Below are 14309 nucleotides of genomic sequence, written 5' to 3' on the forward strand. Positions count from 1 at the left end.
TTGAATGTCCTTTGATGATGAAAACCTGCATGTCACGAGTCACCGGCAGATCGCTGCCCTGGCTCTGTTATGTATATTCCTTTCTTTATTTTTCTTATGGCCAGCTTCCTCGACGTGGCACGGATTGCCCGTGCCGTATGAGCTGGCTTTATCGCCGGGTGACGGCTTTTATGTGTTGGTCGAAACGCTTCTTACGTCTATGAAATTGATTATTGCGCTATTACTGCAGGAAGTCAAAAGATATGTCTTCATGTCGTTAATACTCTTTCGTAAGGCCATGATTTTAAAAATAAAAGCGGCCTCCAGCCTGCGGTTCTGTTGAGGTTTTCCTGTGCGTTGACACCACAGTATCACGCCTTTGAAAGATGTGCTGACACACTCTCGCCGCATGCGCTAAGATGGACCGGTTAAGCAACTCATGTAACAGGAAAAAAACCATGTTGAACGAACAATTGCGGCGCGTGTTGCAGCAGATGCCCAAGGCCGAACTGCACATCCATATCGAAGGATCGCTGGAACCGGAACTGATCTTCGCGCTGGCCGAACGCAACGGCGTCAAGCTCGCTTACGACTCGGTGGAAGCGCTGCGCGCGGCGTACGCCTTCACCGACCTGCAATCCTTCCTCGACATTTATTACGCCGGCGCCAGCGTGCTGCTGCGCGAGCAGGATTTCCATGACATGACGGCGGCCTACCTGAAGCGCGCCGAGCAGGACAACGTGCGTCACGCCGAAATCTTCTTCGATCCGCAGACGCACACCCACCGCGGCGTGCCGATCGAGGTCGTCATCAACGGCATTTACCGCGCCTGCCAGGACAGCCCGGTCAGCGCCACGCTGATCCTGTGCTTCCTGCGCCATCTGTCGGAAGAGGACGCGATCGCCACGCTGGAGGCGGCGCTGCCATACCGCGACAAGTTCATCGGCGTCGGCCTCGATTCGTCCGAAGTCGGCAATCCGCCCGAGAAGTTCGCGCGCGTGTTCGCCCGCTGTCGCGAGCTGGGCCTGCACCTGGTGGCGCACGCCGGCGAGGAAGGCCCGCCCGAGTACATCAGGACCGCGCTCGACACGCTCAAGGTGGAGCGCATCGACCACGGCGTGCGCTGCCTGGAAGACGCCGAACTGACGCAGCGCCTGGCGCGCGAAAAAATGGCGCTGACGGTGTGCCCGCTGTCCAACGTCAAGCTGTGCGTGTTCGACCAGATGGAACAGCACAACATCATGGAGCTGCTCGACGCCGGCATCGCCGCCACCATCAACTCGGACGACCCGGCCTATTTCGGCGGCTACATGAACGACAACTTCATCGCCACTTTCGAGGCGCTGCCGCTGGGCCTGTCGCACGCGCAGCGCCTGGCGCGCAACAGCTTCGAGGCGGCCTTCCTGCCGCCGCGGCAGAAGCAGCAATACCTCGACCAGGTGGACGCCTTCTTCGCCAAGGTATAAGCCCTCATGCTCAAACTCGCCTGGAAAATGACCCTGCGCGACTGGCGTGCCGGCCAGCTGCGCTTCCTGCTGATCGCGCTGACGGTGGCGGTGGCGGCGCTGTCGGCCACCGGTTTCTTCATCGACCGCCTGCGCAGCGGTCTCGATCGCGACGCGCACCAGTTGCTGGGCGCGGACGTGGTGATCAATGCCGATCTGCCGGTGCGGGCCGAATGGCGCACCCGCGCGTTACAGCGCGGGCTGGTGGTGACAGACACCGTCACCTTCCCCAGCATGGCGCAGGCGGGCGCGGGCGAGCAGTCGAGTTCCGTGCTGTCCGCCCTGAAAGCGGTCGGCCCCGGCTATCCGCTGCGCGGCCGGCTGAAGATCACCACCGACGCCGCACGGGCCGAGCAAAGCATCGGTACGCCGGCCGACAGCGTGCCGGCGCCGGGCACGGTATGGGTGGAACCCGGTCTGCTGGGCAGCCTGAACACCGCCGTCGGCCAGCCGCTCAAATTGGGCGACAAGACATTCACGATCACCAGACTGATTGCCGCCGAACCTGACCGCGGCGCCAATTTCCTCGCCTTCGCGCCGCGCGTGATGTTCGCGCTGCAGGATCTGGAAGCGACTAATCTGATCCAGCCCGGCTCGCGCGTCAATTACCGCCTGCTGGTCGGCGCGCCGCCGTCGTTGAGGAACGGCGCCGCCATCGCCAGGGCGTACCAGGAATCGCTGCTGGCGGAAATCAAGAGCCAGAACATCAAGGGCGTGCGCATCGAATCGCTCGACAACCGGCCCGAGATGGAAACCACGCTGGAGCGCGCGGACCGCTTCCTGTCGCTGGTCGGCCTGCTGTCGGCCATGCTGGCGGCGGTGGCCGTGGCGATGGCCGCGCGCCGCTTCATGCAGCGCCACCTGGACGCCTGCGCCATGCTGCGCTGCCTGGGCCTGACGCAGAATCAGGTCACCATCATGTACCTGATCGAATTCCTGCTGGTCGGTTTGATCGGCAGCGCCATTGGCGTCGCGGTGGGTTTCGGTGGCCATTACGTGCTGCTCAAGGTGCTGGGCACGCTCGTGTCCAGCGAACTGCCGGCGCCGACGATTTATCCGGCGCTGCAGGGCATGGCGATCGGCATCCTGCTGCTGGCCGCGTTCGCGCTGCCGCCGATCCTGCAACTGCGCAAGGTGCCGCACAACCGCGTGATCCGCCGCGAGCAGGACGCACCCAAGGTCAGCGCGCTGGCCACCTACGGCATCGGCATGGCCGGCTTCATCGCGCTGCTGCTGTGGCAGGCCGGCGACTGGCGGATGGCGCTGTACACGGCGCTGGGCTTTGTCGGCGCGTTCGCCGTGTTCGCGCTGGTCGGCTGGCTGGCCCTGCGCTCGCTGCGCCTGCTGCGCAACGCCATCGACCACCAGAGCTGGCGTTTCGCCATCACCTCGCTGCAGCGCCGTCCGGGCGCCACCATCGTGCAGATCGTCTCGCTGGCGCTGGGCATGATGGCGCTGCTGGTGCTGACCGTGGTGCGCGGCGACCTGATGACGGCCTGGCGCAACGCCACGCCGGCCGACGCGCCCAACCGCTTCATCATCAACATCCAGCCGGAGCAGCAGGCCGAGATCGCGCAGCGGCTGAAGGCGGCCGGCGTGACGTATGCGCCGCAGTATCCGATGATACGCGGCCGCCTGACCGCCGTGAACGGCCGGGCCGTCACCGCCGAAACCTACACCGAAGACCGCGCCAAGGGGCTGGCCGACCGCGAATTCAACCTGTCCACCATGGCGCAAATGCAGCCCGAAAACAAGCTCAAGGAAGGCCGCTGGTTCGAGGACAAGCCGGGCTCGCCGGAAGCGTCGGTCGAGGAAGGGATCGCCAAAACGCTGCGCTGGCAGTTGGGCGACAAGCTGCGCTTCGATATCGCCGGCGCGCCGGTGGACGTGACCATCACCAGCATCCGCAAGCTGGACTGGGGTTCGATGCGCGTCAACTTCTTCGTCATCATCAACCCGGCGGCGATGACGGAAATCTCGCAAAGCTGGATCACCGCCTTCCACTTGCCGCAGGGGCAGGGCGCGGTGATGAATGCGCTGACGCGCGATTTCCCCAACCTGACCATCGTCGACGTCGGCGGCATCCTGCGCCAGATCCAGGCGGTGCTGGACCAGGTGATCACGGCGGTGGAATTCCTGTTCATCTTCACGCTGGCGTCCGGCGTGCTGGTGCTGTACGCCGCGCTGATGGGCTCCCAGGACGAGCGCACGCGCGAGGCGGGCCTGCTGCGCGCACTGGGCGCCACGCGCACGCAGTTGTCGCAGGCGCAGCTGATCGAATTCACGCTGGTGGGCGCGCTGTCCGGCGTGCTGGCGGCGAGCGGCGCGGCGGCCATGGGCTGGGCGCTGGCCACCTACCAGTTCAAGTTCGCCTGGGAATTCAGCCCGGCCGTGTGGCTGGTGGGCCTGCTGGCCGGCGCCGTGTGCGCGATCGCCGGCGGCTGGCTGGGACTGCGCAACGTGCTGCGCCAGCCGCCGCTGCAAACCCTGCGGGAAGCCTAGGCGGCGTTCAGCTGCGACAGCTGCATCTCCTGCAGGAATTGCTGGTAGGGCGCTGGCGTCTGCCCGAAATAGTGGCCGGGCAGGTCGAACAGCGCCCAGTAGTACGCCTCCCGTCCCAGGCACACGCGCGGCGCCGCGCTGTAGCGGTGCCAGTTCTCGCGCATGGCGCTGGTGTACATGCCGTCGCCGAACGGATCGCTGAAGAAGGTCAGCACGCGGCGCTCCATCAGCGCGTGCAGCAGCGAGCGCGGGGCGTCGCTGTCGCGCGCGATCTCGTACTGCGACTGCAAGCCCTGCTCGGTCTCGATCACCATCAGCGTGGCCTTGCCGTGCTGGTCGAGGAACAGGATGCCGGTCGGGTTGGGGAAGATGTAGTGTTCGACGAAGCCGAGGTTGCGCTTCAGGTCCAGCACCACTTCGGCCAGCGCCGGATCGCTGAGAAAACGGTAGTCGTGCAGCAGCAGCAGTTCGCGCAGGGTGTCGGAACTGTGCTCGAAGTAGCTGTTCTGCAGCGCCTTGATTTCCATTTCCAGGATATCCAGCGCGTGGGCGTCGCTCTTTTGCACGTAGCGGTCGATCAGGCCGCGGTTGAAGGCGCTGACGGCGATCTTCTCGTCGGCCGCGCCGGTGAACAGGATCTTCTTGCACGGCAGCTGCGCCACCGCTTCGCAGAATTCCAGGCCGTTCATCTGCGGCATCGAATAATCCACCACCAGCACCGACGGCGTGGCGAAGCGCCGTTGCTGCTCGGCGATGCGGTAGATCGATTCCAGGTTCAGCGCCACATTGCACTGGTCGGCCGGCAGGTTCTGCATGTCGAAATTGACGTGCAGCGGCACGCCGCTGCCGGGCGCGCTGGCGTGCAGCCAGTGCAGCGCCTCGGTGGTGTCGTGAAAGGTGGTGTTGGCCAGCAGGGGATCGAGCTGGAACGACAGGCTGCGCAGGAATGAGTCGCTGTCGTCGACCAGCACAGTCAGGGTGGGATGGGCGTAGACGGGGAGTTGCATGATTTACCTCGATGGAACGGACGGCTGGGGAAATTCGAGAATGAAGATGGCATAGGCGCTGTCGCGCGAAACGCAGCGGATGCTGGCGCTCCACGCTTCCAGGATCTCGCGGCACAGCGCCAGGCCGATGCCGGCGCCGTTGTGCGGCGGATGCGAATAGAAGCGGCGGAAGATCAGGCCCATCTGCTGCGCCGTGATGCCGCAGCCGGTGTCGATGAACAGTAGCCGCGGCGGCATGTGGCCGCCGTCCACCACGATGCGCACGCGGCCCTTGCCGGCGCGCTGCACGGCGCGCAGGGCGTTGCGCATCAGGTTGAGCAGCACCACCACCGCCAGCTCGCTCTGGCCGGCGAAATGGAAGTTGTGGCGCAGCTCCAGCCGCACCATCTTCTGCTGGCTGTGGCTGGCGAAGGGATAGCGCTTCAGCACGGTCTCCACCACCTTTTCCATCGACACCGTCTCCACCGGGTGCAGGTTTTGCCGCACCGCGGTGGCGCTGAGCAGGAACAGGTCGATCATGTGGTTCATGTGGCGCACCTCGAACTGGATGCGCGACAGCGCGTCGATGATGCTCAGCCGCTCGTCCGGCGTGTGGCCCTGGGCGTCCGCCATCATGCGCAGCAGGCCGCGCACATTGGCGTCGACGCTGGTGAGCGGCGTGCGCAGCTCGTGCGCCACGGTGGCCAGCCCGGCGCCCATGCCGGCCAGCTTTTCCTGCGCCAGGACGTTGCGGCTGATCTTGGCCACCGACAGCGCGGTGATGGTGAACCAGTGGATCGGCAACTGCTGCAGCACCGGGCGGCTGAGCAGCACGGCGCCCTCGCCCTGTGCCACGGCGGCGGCGCAGGCCAGCGCGGTGCCGATCAGGTAGGCGCGCAGCGCCACGCCGGTATCGAAGTGGAACAGCACCACCAGCCCGATCAGCAGCGACTCGCCCCATACGCCGGACGCGTGGTTCATCACGAACATGTAGGTGAAGAAGAATGGAAAGATGTAGCTGAGCGCCACCAGCAGATACAGCTGCAGGCCGCCGCGGCTGAACTGGCGCGCGAACAGGCCCAGCGCGCACAGCAGGATGCCGAACATGCGCAGCGGCAGCGATTCGTATTCCTGCGGGAAGAAGTGGCTCCAGATCACGTAATACAGCGGCATGCCCACCGTGCCCAGGCAGGCGAGCAGCAGCACGCGCACGGTCGCGTGGTCCTCGCGGCCATGGTACTGGAGCAGCGACTGCACCAGTCGCTGCTGCCAGCGCTTCCAGCGCTCTTGCGGTATGGGCTTCATGATCGAATTGATTTTCATCAAGTGCCCATGATCGCCTTAAATTACAACGCGGTTGGCCATATCAAATCGGTGATTGATCCGTATCAATTCAAGTGAGTTTTTTTAGCCTCATCGTGGGAACAAGCTTCACAAAAAAACAATCTTTTGATCAGATCCAAAAGGGGACCTCACCATGACCTACGCCATCGCCCACCGCCACACCACCTGTCCGCTGCCCGATTTCGTCACGCGCCGCATGGACCTGCACTACGTCACGCGTATCGAACAACTGCTGGGCGGCGAACATCCGCACGCCTGGCAGCCGACCCCGGCCGGCGCGGTTTTCCTGGCCGGTAACGACTACCTGTGTCTGGCCGGCGAGCCGGCGCTGGTGCGGGCGCAGATGGCCGCGCTGCGGCAGCGCCACGGCGAGTTGCTGATGTCGGCCGTCTACCTGCAGGACGGCAGCCCGCAGCATCAGCTGGAGCGCAAGCTGGCGCGTTTCATGGACGCCGAGGAAGGCATCCTGACGCAATCCGGCTGGGCCGCCAACGTCGGGCTGGTGCAGACCCTGACCGGACCGGGCATTCCAGTCTATCTGGACATGCAGGCCCACGCCTCGCTGTGGGAAGGCGTGCAGTCGGCCGGCGCCACGCCGGTGTCGTTCCTGCACAACGACATGGCGCATCTGCACAGGCAGCTGCAGCGCCACGGCCGCGGCCTGATCGTGGTCGATGCGCTGTACAGCACCAACGGCAGCCTGGCGCCGCTGCATGAACTGGTGACGCTGGCGGAACGCCATGGCTGCATGTTGCTGGTCGACGAATCGCACTCGCTGGGCACGCACGGACCGCGCGGCGCCGGGCTGGTGGCGGCGGCTGGCCTCAGCGAACGCGTGCACTTCCGCACCGCCTCGCTGGCCAAGGCGTTTGCCGGCCGGGCCGGCTTCATCACCTGCAGCGGCAAGTTCAAGGGCTACTTCCTGTCCGAGTCGCGGCCGGCGATCTTCAGTTCCTGCCTGCTGGGCCATGAACTGGCCTGGTTCGACGCGGCCGTCGACTTCATCGCCGCGGCCGACGAGCGGCGCGCGGCGTTGCGCGCGCACACGGCCGAACTGCGCGCGGAACTGCGTGCGCTGGGCTACAACGTCAGCGACGGCAGCGAGCAGATCATCGCGCTGGAACCCGGCCCGGAGCCCAGGACGCTGGCGCTGCGCAAGCTGCTGGAAACGCACGGCATCTACGGCGCCATGTTCTGCGCGCCGGCCACGCCCAAGAACCGCTCGCTGGTGCGGCTGACGCTGAATGCCGGCCTGACGCGCGCGCAGCTGGACCGCATCGTCCACGCCTGCGACGAAATCCGCGGCCAGGCCGGCCTGGAGGAGTGGTCATCGACGCGGCGTCTGCGCAAGCTGGCGCTGGTATAAGCTATCATGGCGGGTATGAGTGAAGAATCCCGTACCCTGTATGAAGTAATCGGCGGCGAGCCGACCGTGCGTGACATGGTCGACCGCTTTTATGACCTGATGGAGCTCGAACCCGAGTTCCAGCTGCTGCGCTCCGTGCACGGCCCGTCGCTGGACAATGCGCGCGAGCGCCTGTTCATGTTCCTCAGCGGCTGGATGGGCGGCCCGGACCTGTACCAGCAGGCGCATGGCCATCCACGGCTGCGCATGCGGCACATGCCGTTCGGCATCGGCACCCAGGAACGCGACCAATGGCTGCGCTGCATGGCGTGGGCGATGGAAGATGTCGGCATCGACGTCGAGCTGCGCGTGCGGCTGATGAACTCGTTCTTCCAGACCGCCGACTGGATGCGCAACAAGCCGGATTAAACCATGACCCAGACCGAGTTTTTCGTCCTGCTGGCGGCCCTGATCGTGGTGATCGCGCTGCAGCTATTGGTGCTGCTGCGCGCGCGCGGCGTCGGCGCAGCGGCGCCGGCCGCCGGCGCCGATCTGGCGGAGCGCATCGAACGCGTCGAGCGCGAAGTGCGGGTGCAGTTGCAGACCACCGCCCAGACCAGCAACGCCGCTATCGTCCAGCAGTTCGAAGCCATGCGCCGCCAGCTGGAAGCGCAGGGCGCGGTCAGCCGCAACGAACAGGCGCGCAGCCTCAAACTGTTCGCCGACACCATGAACCAGCGCATGCTGGAAGTGCGCGGCACGCTGGAAATCAAGATCCGCGACCTGCAGGCCGACAATGGTGCGCGGCTGGAGGAAATGCGCAAGACGGTGGACGAAAAACTGCATGCGACGCTCGAGTCGCGCCTGAGCGCCTCGTTCCAGCAGGTGTCCGAGCGGCTCGAACGCGTGCATCAGGGGCTGGGCGAAATGCAGCAGCTGGCGCTGGGCGTGGGCGACTTGAAGCGCGTGCTCACCAACGTCAAGACGCGCGGCACCTGGGGCGAAGTGCAGCTGGAGATGCTGCTGGAGCAGGTGCTGACGCCGGACCAGTATGCGAAGAACGTCGAAACCATCGCCGGCAGCGGTGCGCGCGTCGAATTCGCGCTCAAGCTGCCGGGGCAGACCGAAGGCGGCGCGCCGGTATGGATGCCGATCGACGCCAAGTTCCCCAAAGAGCAATACGAACGCCTGCTGGAAGCGGCCGACAGCGCCGATGCGGACGGCGTGGCGCAGGCCGGGCGCGAGCTCGAACGCGCGGTGCGCACCGAGGCCAGGACCATCTCGGAAAAATATGTCGGGCCGCCGCACACCACCGACTTTGCCATCCTGTTCCTGCCGACCGAAGGGCTGTATGCGGAAGTGATGCGCCGTCCCGGCCTGGCCGACGAACTGCAGCGCGTCAACCGCATCAGCATCGCCGGCCCGTCGACACTGACGGCGTTGCTGAACAGCCTGCAGATGGGCTTTCGCACGCTGGCGCTGGAAAAGCGCTCGTCGGAAGTGTGGCAGGTGCTGGGCGCGGTGAAGACCGAATTCGGCAAATTCGGCGACGTGCTGTCGGCCACCAAACTGACGCTGGAGCGCGCCGCCAAGAACATCGAATCGGCGGAAACCCGCAGCCGCCAGATGGCGCGCAAACTGAAAACCGTCGAAGCCCTGCCGGCCGAAGCGGCCCAGCTCCTGCTGGGCGCCGCCGATCCCGATGAATAACTCCGGGGTCAGGTCTTTCATTGCGTCACGAGCCCGGCCGTAGGCACGCCTACGGCCGGGCTCGTGACGCAATGAAAGACCTGACCCCGGAGTTGAGCCGTTCCAGCCGCAGGCGGTGGCGCTCGTCGGTGACGCTGCGCGCGGCCAGGTAGACCGCCAGCGTGACGGCGATGCCGCTGCCGCCGGCCAGTAGGAACATCAGCAGGATCTGGTAGCGCACGGCGTCCATCGGGTCCATGCCGGCCAGGATCTGCCCGGTCATGATGCCGGGCAGGGTGATGATGCCGGCCGCCGACATCTGGTTGATGATGGGAATCAGGCCTTTGCGCACCGAGTCGCGGATCAGCGGCGCCAGCGCTTCGCTGCGACTGGCGCCCAGCACCAGTTGCGCTTCGATCGCGGCGCGGGCGTTGACCACGCCGCCGTAAAAGGTGTCCAGTCCCAGGCTGGCCGAGTTCAGCACGTTGCCCAGCACGATGCCGATCAGCGGCACCGCGTATTGCGGCTCGTACCACGGCGTCGGATGCAGCACCGTCAGCAGCGCCAGCACCACGGTGGCGATGCTCGAGAATCCGACGCTGACCGCGGCCAGCCACACGCCGGGCCAGCCCCGCAGACTGCGTGCCGGCCGCGTCGCCACTTCGCGCGCGGCGGCGGCGATCATGACGAAGGCGACAGCCAGCGTGGCGGCCGGCGAAGCCAGCGCAAACACCCAGCGCAGCACCAGTCCCACCAGCAGCAGTTGCACCACCATGCGCAGCGCCGACCACAGCATCGTGCGCTGCATGCGCAGGCCCAGGTATGCCGAGATGCCGGCGTTCAGCACCACCAGGGAAGATGCGATGGCCAGGTCCATGGCGCCTGGCTGGATGGCGTTGCTCATGCCGCGTCCTCGTGCAGTATGCGCTCGCGCATGGTCATGTGGCGATGGCCCAGCGTGCGCGCCTGCGCCGACGAATGCGTGACCAGGATCAGCGACAGACCGGCCGCCACTTCGCGCTGCAGCAGCGCTTCGGTGGCGGCGACGGCTTCCGGGTCCAGCGCGGCCGTCGGTTCATCCAGCAGCAGCACTTTGGGACCGCAGGCCAGTGAGCGTATCAGCGCCATGCGCTGGCGCTCGCCGGTGGAGAGGCGGCTTGTTTCGGTCTCCAGCAGCGCCGGCGATAGCTTTAATTGCGGCAGCAGCTCGCGTACCCGCGCCATGTGGCCCGGCGTGAAATGCTCGCCGGCGGCCGGCAGCCACCATGCCGGTTCGGCCGGCTGATACACGACCTGCGCGCGCCACGCCGGGGCACTCATGCCGGAACGCGGCAAGCCATCCAGCAGCGCTTCGCCGGTATTCGGATCGAGATCGCACAGCATGCGCAGCAGCAGGCTTTTGCCCGAGCCGGACGGCCCGGAGATGGTGAGGCACTGGCCGGCCGCCAGCGCGAACGAATACGGTCCGGCCAGCGCCGATTGCAGCTGGTGGACCTGGAGGCGGGGCGCTGGCCGAGGGCTGGCTGGCGGCTGCATGATCTCAGGTCAGGCCGTCGAACAGCAGCACTTCCACCATTTGTCCGGCGCTGACGTTGCCTTGCGCATGGTGCAGCACGACGATGCAGTTCGCTTCGGTCATGGAGCTGAGGATGCCGGAACCCTGGGCGCCGGTCAGGCGCACCTGGGCAACGCCGTCGGCGCCGGTGCTGACGATGCCGCGCTGGTATTCGGTGCGGCCGGGACGCTTGCGCATCGCCTCGGCGGCGCGCGCCTGCACGGTCGGCAGCGTGGCCTGCGCCGCGCCCATCATGCGCAGCAGTGCCGGCCGCGCGAACAGGTAGAACGACACCATCACCGCCACCGGATTGCCGGGCAGGCCGAACAGCCAGGCGCTGTCCCGCTCGGTTCTGACCTGGCCGAACGCCAGCGGCCGGCCGGGACGCATGGCCAGCTTCCAGAAGGCGACGTCGCCCAGCATGGCCATGATGTCGCGCGTGTAGTCGGCCGCGCCTTCGGACACGCCGCCGGAGGTGATGATGGCGTCGGCCTGGCCGGCGGCCGCGCTCAGCGCGGCTTTCAGCGCGGTCGGGTCGTCGCGCACCACGCCCAGGTCGATCGCCTCGCAGCCCAGGCGCGTGAGCATGCCGAACAGGGTGTAGCGGTTGCTGTCGTAGACGCAGCCCGGTTCCAGCGTTTCGCCCAGCGAGCGCAATTCGTCGCCGGTGGAGAAGAAGGCCACTTTCAGCTTGCGCTTGACGCTGACCTCGCCGATGCCGAGCGAAGCCACCAGGCCCAGATCGGCCGGACGCAGCAGCTTGCCGGCGGCGATGGCGACGCCGCCGGCCTTCAGGTCTTCGCCGGCGCGGCGCAGGTTGGCGCCGGCGCGGATCGCGTCGTGGGCGATGGTGACCTGGTCGCCGTCGATGGCGGCGGCCAGTTCCTGCGGCAGCACGCTGTCGCAGCCGGGCGGCATCGCCGCGCCGGTCATGACGCGCACGCACTCGCCGGGCCGCGGCGCTTGCGTGAACGGCCGGCCGGCGTAGGCGATGCCGATGGTGTTCAAGGTCACGCTGGCGCCTTCGGCCGGCAGGTCGGCGCCGCGCAGGGCGTAGCCGTCCATCGCCGAATTGTCATAGGCGGGCACGTTGATCGGCGAGATGATGTCGGCGGCCAGCACGCGGTCCAGCGCGGACAGCAGCGGCAGCGTTTCGCTGGCGTCAACCGCGCCGATGCGTGCGCAGATCAGGCGCTGCGCCTCGTCGACCGGCAGCGCGGCGGCATCGTGGTCGACGCGCTGGCCGCCCGCACCGACAGCGGACGGCGCCGATGCCGGACCGGCGGCAGCGCTGCGCTCGTGGCGCTGCAGTTCCTCCAGCGTGTTGATGTTGCTGAACGCGGTGGCGTCATCGAACAGCACCTCGGCCACGCGCAGCGTCTTGAAGAAGCCTTCCATGCGGCGGGCGTCGGTGGCCAGGTAGGCTTGCAGCTGCGGCAGCACGCTGGCCTTGATCAGGCTGAACACGGGATGCGGCTGGCGGTAGGGCGCGGCGGCCGGATCGGCGTCGTCGCGCTCCATGGTCACGGCCATGGCCAGGTCGGCGCCTTCGGCTGCCAGCGCCGCCTGCAGGCGTTCGGCCAGATCGGCGGGAAAGAACGGCGAATCGCAGGGAACGGTCAGCAGCAGCTCGGTGGGGCAGTATTCCAAGCCGACTTGCAGCCCGGCCAGCGGGCCGGCAAAACCGTCGAGGAAGTCGGCCAGCACCGGGCCGTCGCCAGCGATGGCCTGGTACTGCGGCAGGTTGCGATTGGCATTGATGGCCACCGTGGTCACCTGCGGCGCCAGGCGCGCGTGCACGTGCGCCGCCAGCGTGGCGCCGCGGAACGGCTGCAATCCCTTGTCGACGCGGCCCATGCGCGTGCCGCGGCCGCCCGCCAGTATCAGTCCGGTGACCTTGCTTTTGACAGACAAACTACCCTCCGATGTAAGACATTTCCACTTTGTTGGCGCTGCGGCGCAGGATCTCGGTCTGGCTGCTGCGCAGCTCCGAGTAGCGGTCGCCGCGCGCGCGCCACAGATGCGCCAGCACGGTGCCGATCTCGGCATCGCTGCGGCCTGCGCGCAGCAGGGCGCGCAGATCGTGGCCGCCGGTGGCGAACAGGCAGGTGTACAGCTTACCCTCGGTCGACAGGCGCGCGCGGGTACAGTCGGCGCAGAATGCCTGGGAGACACTGGAAATCAGGCCGATTTCGCCGCTGCCGTCCAGGTAGCGATAGCGGCTGGCCGTCTCGCCGGCATAGTTGGCGGCCACCGGCGCCAGCGGTATCTCGGCGCCGATGCGGCGCACCACTTCGGCCGACGGAATCACTTCGTCCATCTTCCAGCCGTTGGAGGCGCCGACGTCCATGTACTCGATGAAGCGCAGGATGTAGGGCGTGTTGCGGAAGTGGCGCGCCATCGGCAGGATTTCGTGGTCGTTCATGCCGCCCTTGACCACCATGTTGATCTTGATCGGCCCCAGGCCGACCTGGTGCGCGACGTCGATCCCGTGCAGCACGTCTTCAACGGCGAAGTCGACGTCGTTCATGCGCTGGAAGGTGGCGTTGTCCAGCGCGTCGAGCGAGACGGTAACGCGCTGCAGGCCGGCGTCCTTGAGCGACTGCGCCTTGCGTGCCAGCAGCGAGGCATTGGTGGTCAGCGTCAGGTCCAGTGGCTTGCCGCTGACGGTCGTGATCCCGGCCAGCATGCCGATCAGGCGCTCGATGTTCTTGCGCAGCAGCGGTTCGCCGCCGGTCAGGCGGATTTTCTCCACGCCGTGGGCGACGAACAGCCTGGCGATGCGGGTGATTTCTTCGAACGATAGCAGCGAGGTGTGCGGCAGGTACTGGTAATCGTTGTCGAACACCGCCTTGGGCATGCAATACACGCAGCGGAAGTTGCAGCGGTCGGTGACCGAGATGCGCAGGTCGTGCAGCGGCCGGGCCAGGCTGTCGCTCAGCAGGCCGGTCGGCGCTTCCAGTGTCGCGGGGATGGCCGGCGCAGCACCGCGCTGCTCGGTCATCATGATGATTTTTTCTGCCATGGGTGATGCAATGTTGCAGTTTTGAAAATTAGGGGCGATGCACGCCCGCCTAACCAGTAACGATACCACGAGCGGCGTTTGCCCGTACGCTGGCTGGTCTTGTGAGAGGGAAATAAAAAAGGGAAGCGCGAGGCTTCCCTTTTCATTGCCTGCCAGGGCGGGTTAGCGGCGGGTGTCGACCTGGATCAGCGGTTCGTCCACCACCACCGGCGCCGGTTTGCGCTGGCGTGGCTTGTGCACCGGCGGTGCGACCTGGGCGGCGGCTTCCTGCGCGGCGCGCAGTTTGGCCGGGTCGGTCGCGGCCAGGGTCAGACCGGCCGAGCTCAGGACGGCTTGCAGGTCGATCGGCGTCGACGCCGATCGACCTGCAAGCCGTCCT

13 protein-coding genes are annotated in these 14309 nt (G+C 66.5%); 6 read left to right on the top strand and 7 right to left on the bottom strand.

The window, feature by feature from the left end; all coding sequences use genetic code 11:
- Window positions 1-4 precede the first annotated feature (4 nt).
- The 3 genes from E4L98_RS27250 (at window position 5) to E4L98_RS27260 (ending at window position 3986) form a co-directional block, all read left to right on the top strand.
- Window positions 5-322 carry a hypothetical protein gene (locus E4L98_RS27250; protein WP_135204670.1) on the top strand — a complete coding sequence of 106 codons (318 nt, stop codon included), beginning with the start codon at window positions 5-7 and terminating at the stop codon, window positions 320-322.
- A gap of 115 nt (window positions 323-437) precedes the next feature.
- On the top strand, window positions 438-1445 hold the full coding sequence (locus tag E4L98_RS27255; RefSeq protein ID WP_135204671.1) for an adenosine deaminase: 1008 nt from the start codon (window positions 438-440) through the stop codon (window positions 1443-1445).
- Between the two features lie 6 nt (window positions 1446-1451).
- Window positions 1452-3986, top strand: coding sequence for an ABC transporter permease (locus E4L98_RS27260; protein ID WP_135204672.1), 2535 nt, complete (start codon window positions 1452-1454; stop codon window positions 3984-3986).
- Here E4L98_RS27260 and E4L98_RS27265 read toward each other — a convergent pair.
- Both E4L98_RS27265 and E4L98_RS27270 read right to left on the bottom strand, forming a co-directional pair.
- A complete protein-coding gene (locus E4L98_RS27265) occupies window positions 3983-4993 on the bottom strand; it encodes a response regulator (protein ID WP_135204673.1) in 1011 nt (336 codons plus the stop codon). The two genes, E4L98_RS27260 and E4L98_RS27265, sit on opposite strands and share 4 nt — an antisense overlap.
- A 3-nt stretch (window positions 4994-4996) precedes the next feature.
- Window positions 4997-6295 (bottom strand): sensor histidine kinase, encoded by a 1299-nt coding sequence (locus tag E4L98_RS27270; RefSeq protein ID WP_229257600.1) that lies wholly within the window; start codon window positions 6293-6295, stop codon window positions 4997-4999.
- A gap of 154 nt (window positions 6296-6449) precedes the next feature.
- Between E4L98_RS27270 and cqsA the strand changes: the two genes are divergently transcribed.
- Genes cqsA through E4L98_RS27285 form a run of 3 tightly spaced genes read left to right on the top strand, consistent with a single transcriptional unit; the run spans window position 6450 to window position 9371 of the window.
- Window positions 6450-7682 (top strand): alpha-hydroxyketone-type quorum-sensing autoinducer synthase, encoded by a 1233-nt coding sequence (gene cqsA / locus E4L98_RS27275; protein WP_135204674.1) that lies wholly within the window; start codon window positions 6450-6452, stop codon window positions 7680-7682.
- A gap of 15 nt (window positions 7683-7697) precedes the next feature.
- Window positions 7698-8090, top strand: coding sequence for a group II truncated hemoglobin (locus E4L98_RS27280; RefSeq protein WP_135204675.1), 393 nt, complete (start codon window positions 7698-7700; stop codon window positions 8088-8090).
- Between the two features lie 3 nt (window positions 8091-8093).
- Complete coding sequence (locus tag E4L98_RS27285; protein ID WP_135204676.1) at window positions 8094-9371, top strand: DNA recombination protein RmuC; 1278 nt, start codon at window positions 8094-8096, stop codon at window positions 9369-9371.
- Window positions 9372-9420: 49 nt separating this feature from the next.
- Here E4L98_RS27285 and E4L98_RS27290 read toward each other — a convergent pair whose 3' ends face one another.
- The 5 genes from E4L98_RS27290 to E4L98_RS27310 form a co-directional block, all read right to left on the bottom strand.
- Entirely contained in the window at window positions 9421-10254 is an 834-nt protein-coding gene (locus tag E4L98_RS27290; RefSeq protein WP_135204677.1) for an ABC transporter permease, read from the bottom strand.
- Window positions 10251-10886: an ABC transporter ATP-binding protein gene (locus tag E4L98_RS27295; RefSeq protein ID WP_135204678.1), complete on the bottom strand. Its 636-nt coding sequence runs from the start codon at window positions 10884-10886 to the stop codon at window positions 10251-10253. Before E4L98_RS27295 ends, E4L98_RS27290 begins: the two co-directional genes overlap by 4 nt.
- 4 nt (window positions 10887-10890) lie before the next feature.
- On the bottom strand, window positions 10891-12762 hold the full coding sequence (gene moeA, locus E4L98_RS27300) for a molybdopterin molybdotransferase MoeA (RefSeq protein WP_371857292.1): 1872 nt from the start codon (window positions 12760-12762) through the stop codon (window positions 10891-10893).
- A 58-nt stretch (window positions 12763-12820) separates the two neighbouring features.
- Window positions 12821-13930 (bottom strand): GTP 3',8-cyclase MoaA, encoded by a 1110-nt coding sequence (gene moaA / locus E4L98_RS27305; protein ID WP_135204680.1) that lies wholly within the window; start codon window positions 13928-13930, stop codon window positions 12821-12823.
- Window positions 13931-14092: 162 nt separating this feature from the next.
- The coding region (locus tag E4L98_RS27310; RefSeq protein ID WP_135204681.1) for a hypothetical protein at window positions 14093-14309 on the bottom strand (217 nt) is incomplete at its 5' end.

Origin of the sequence: Duganella callida (genome assembly GCF_004614165.1) — a bacterium.
Lineage (GTDB): Bacteria > Pseudomonadota > Gammaproteobacteria > Burkholderiales > Burkholderiaceae_D > Rugamonas > Rugamonas callida.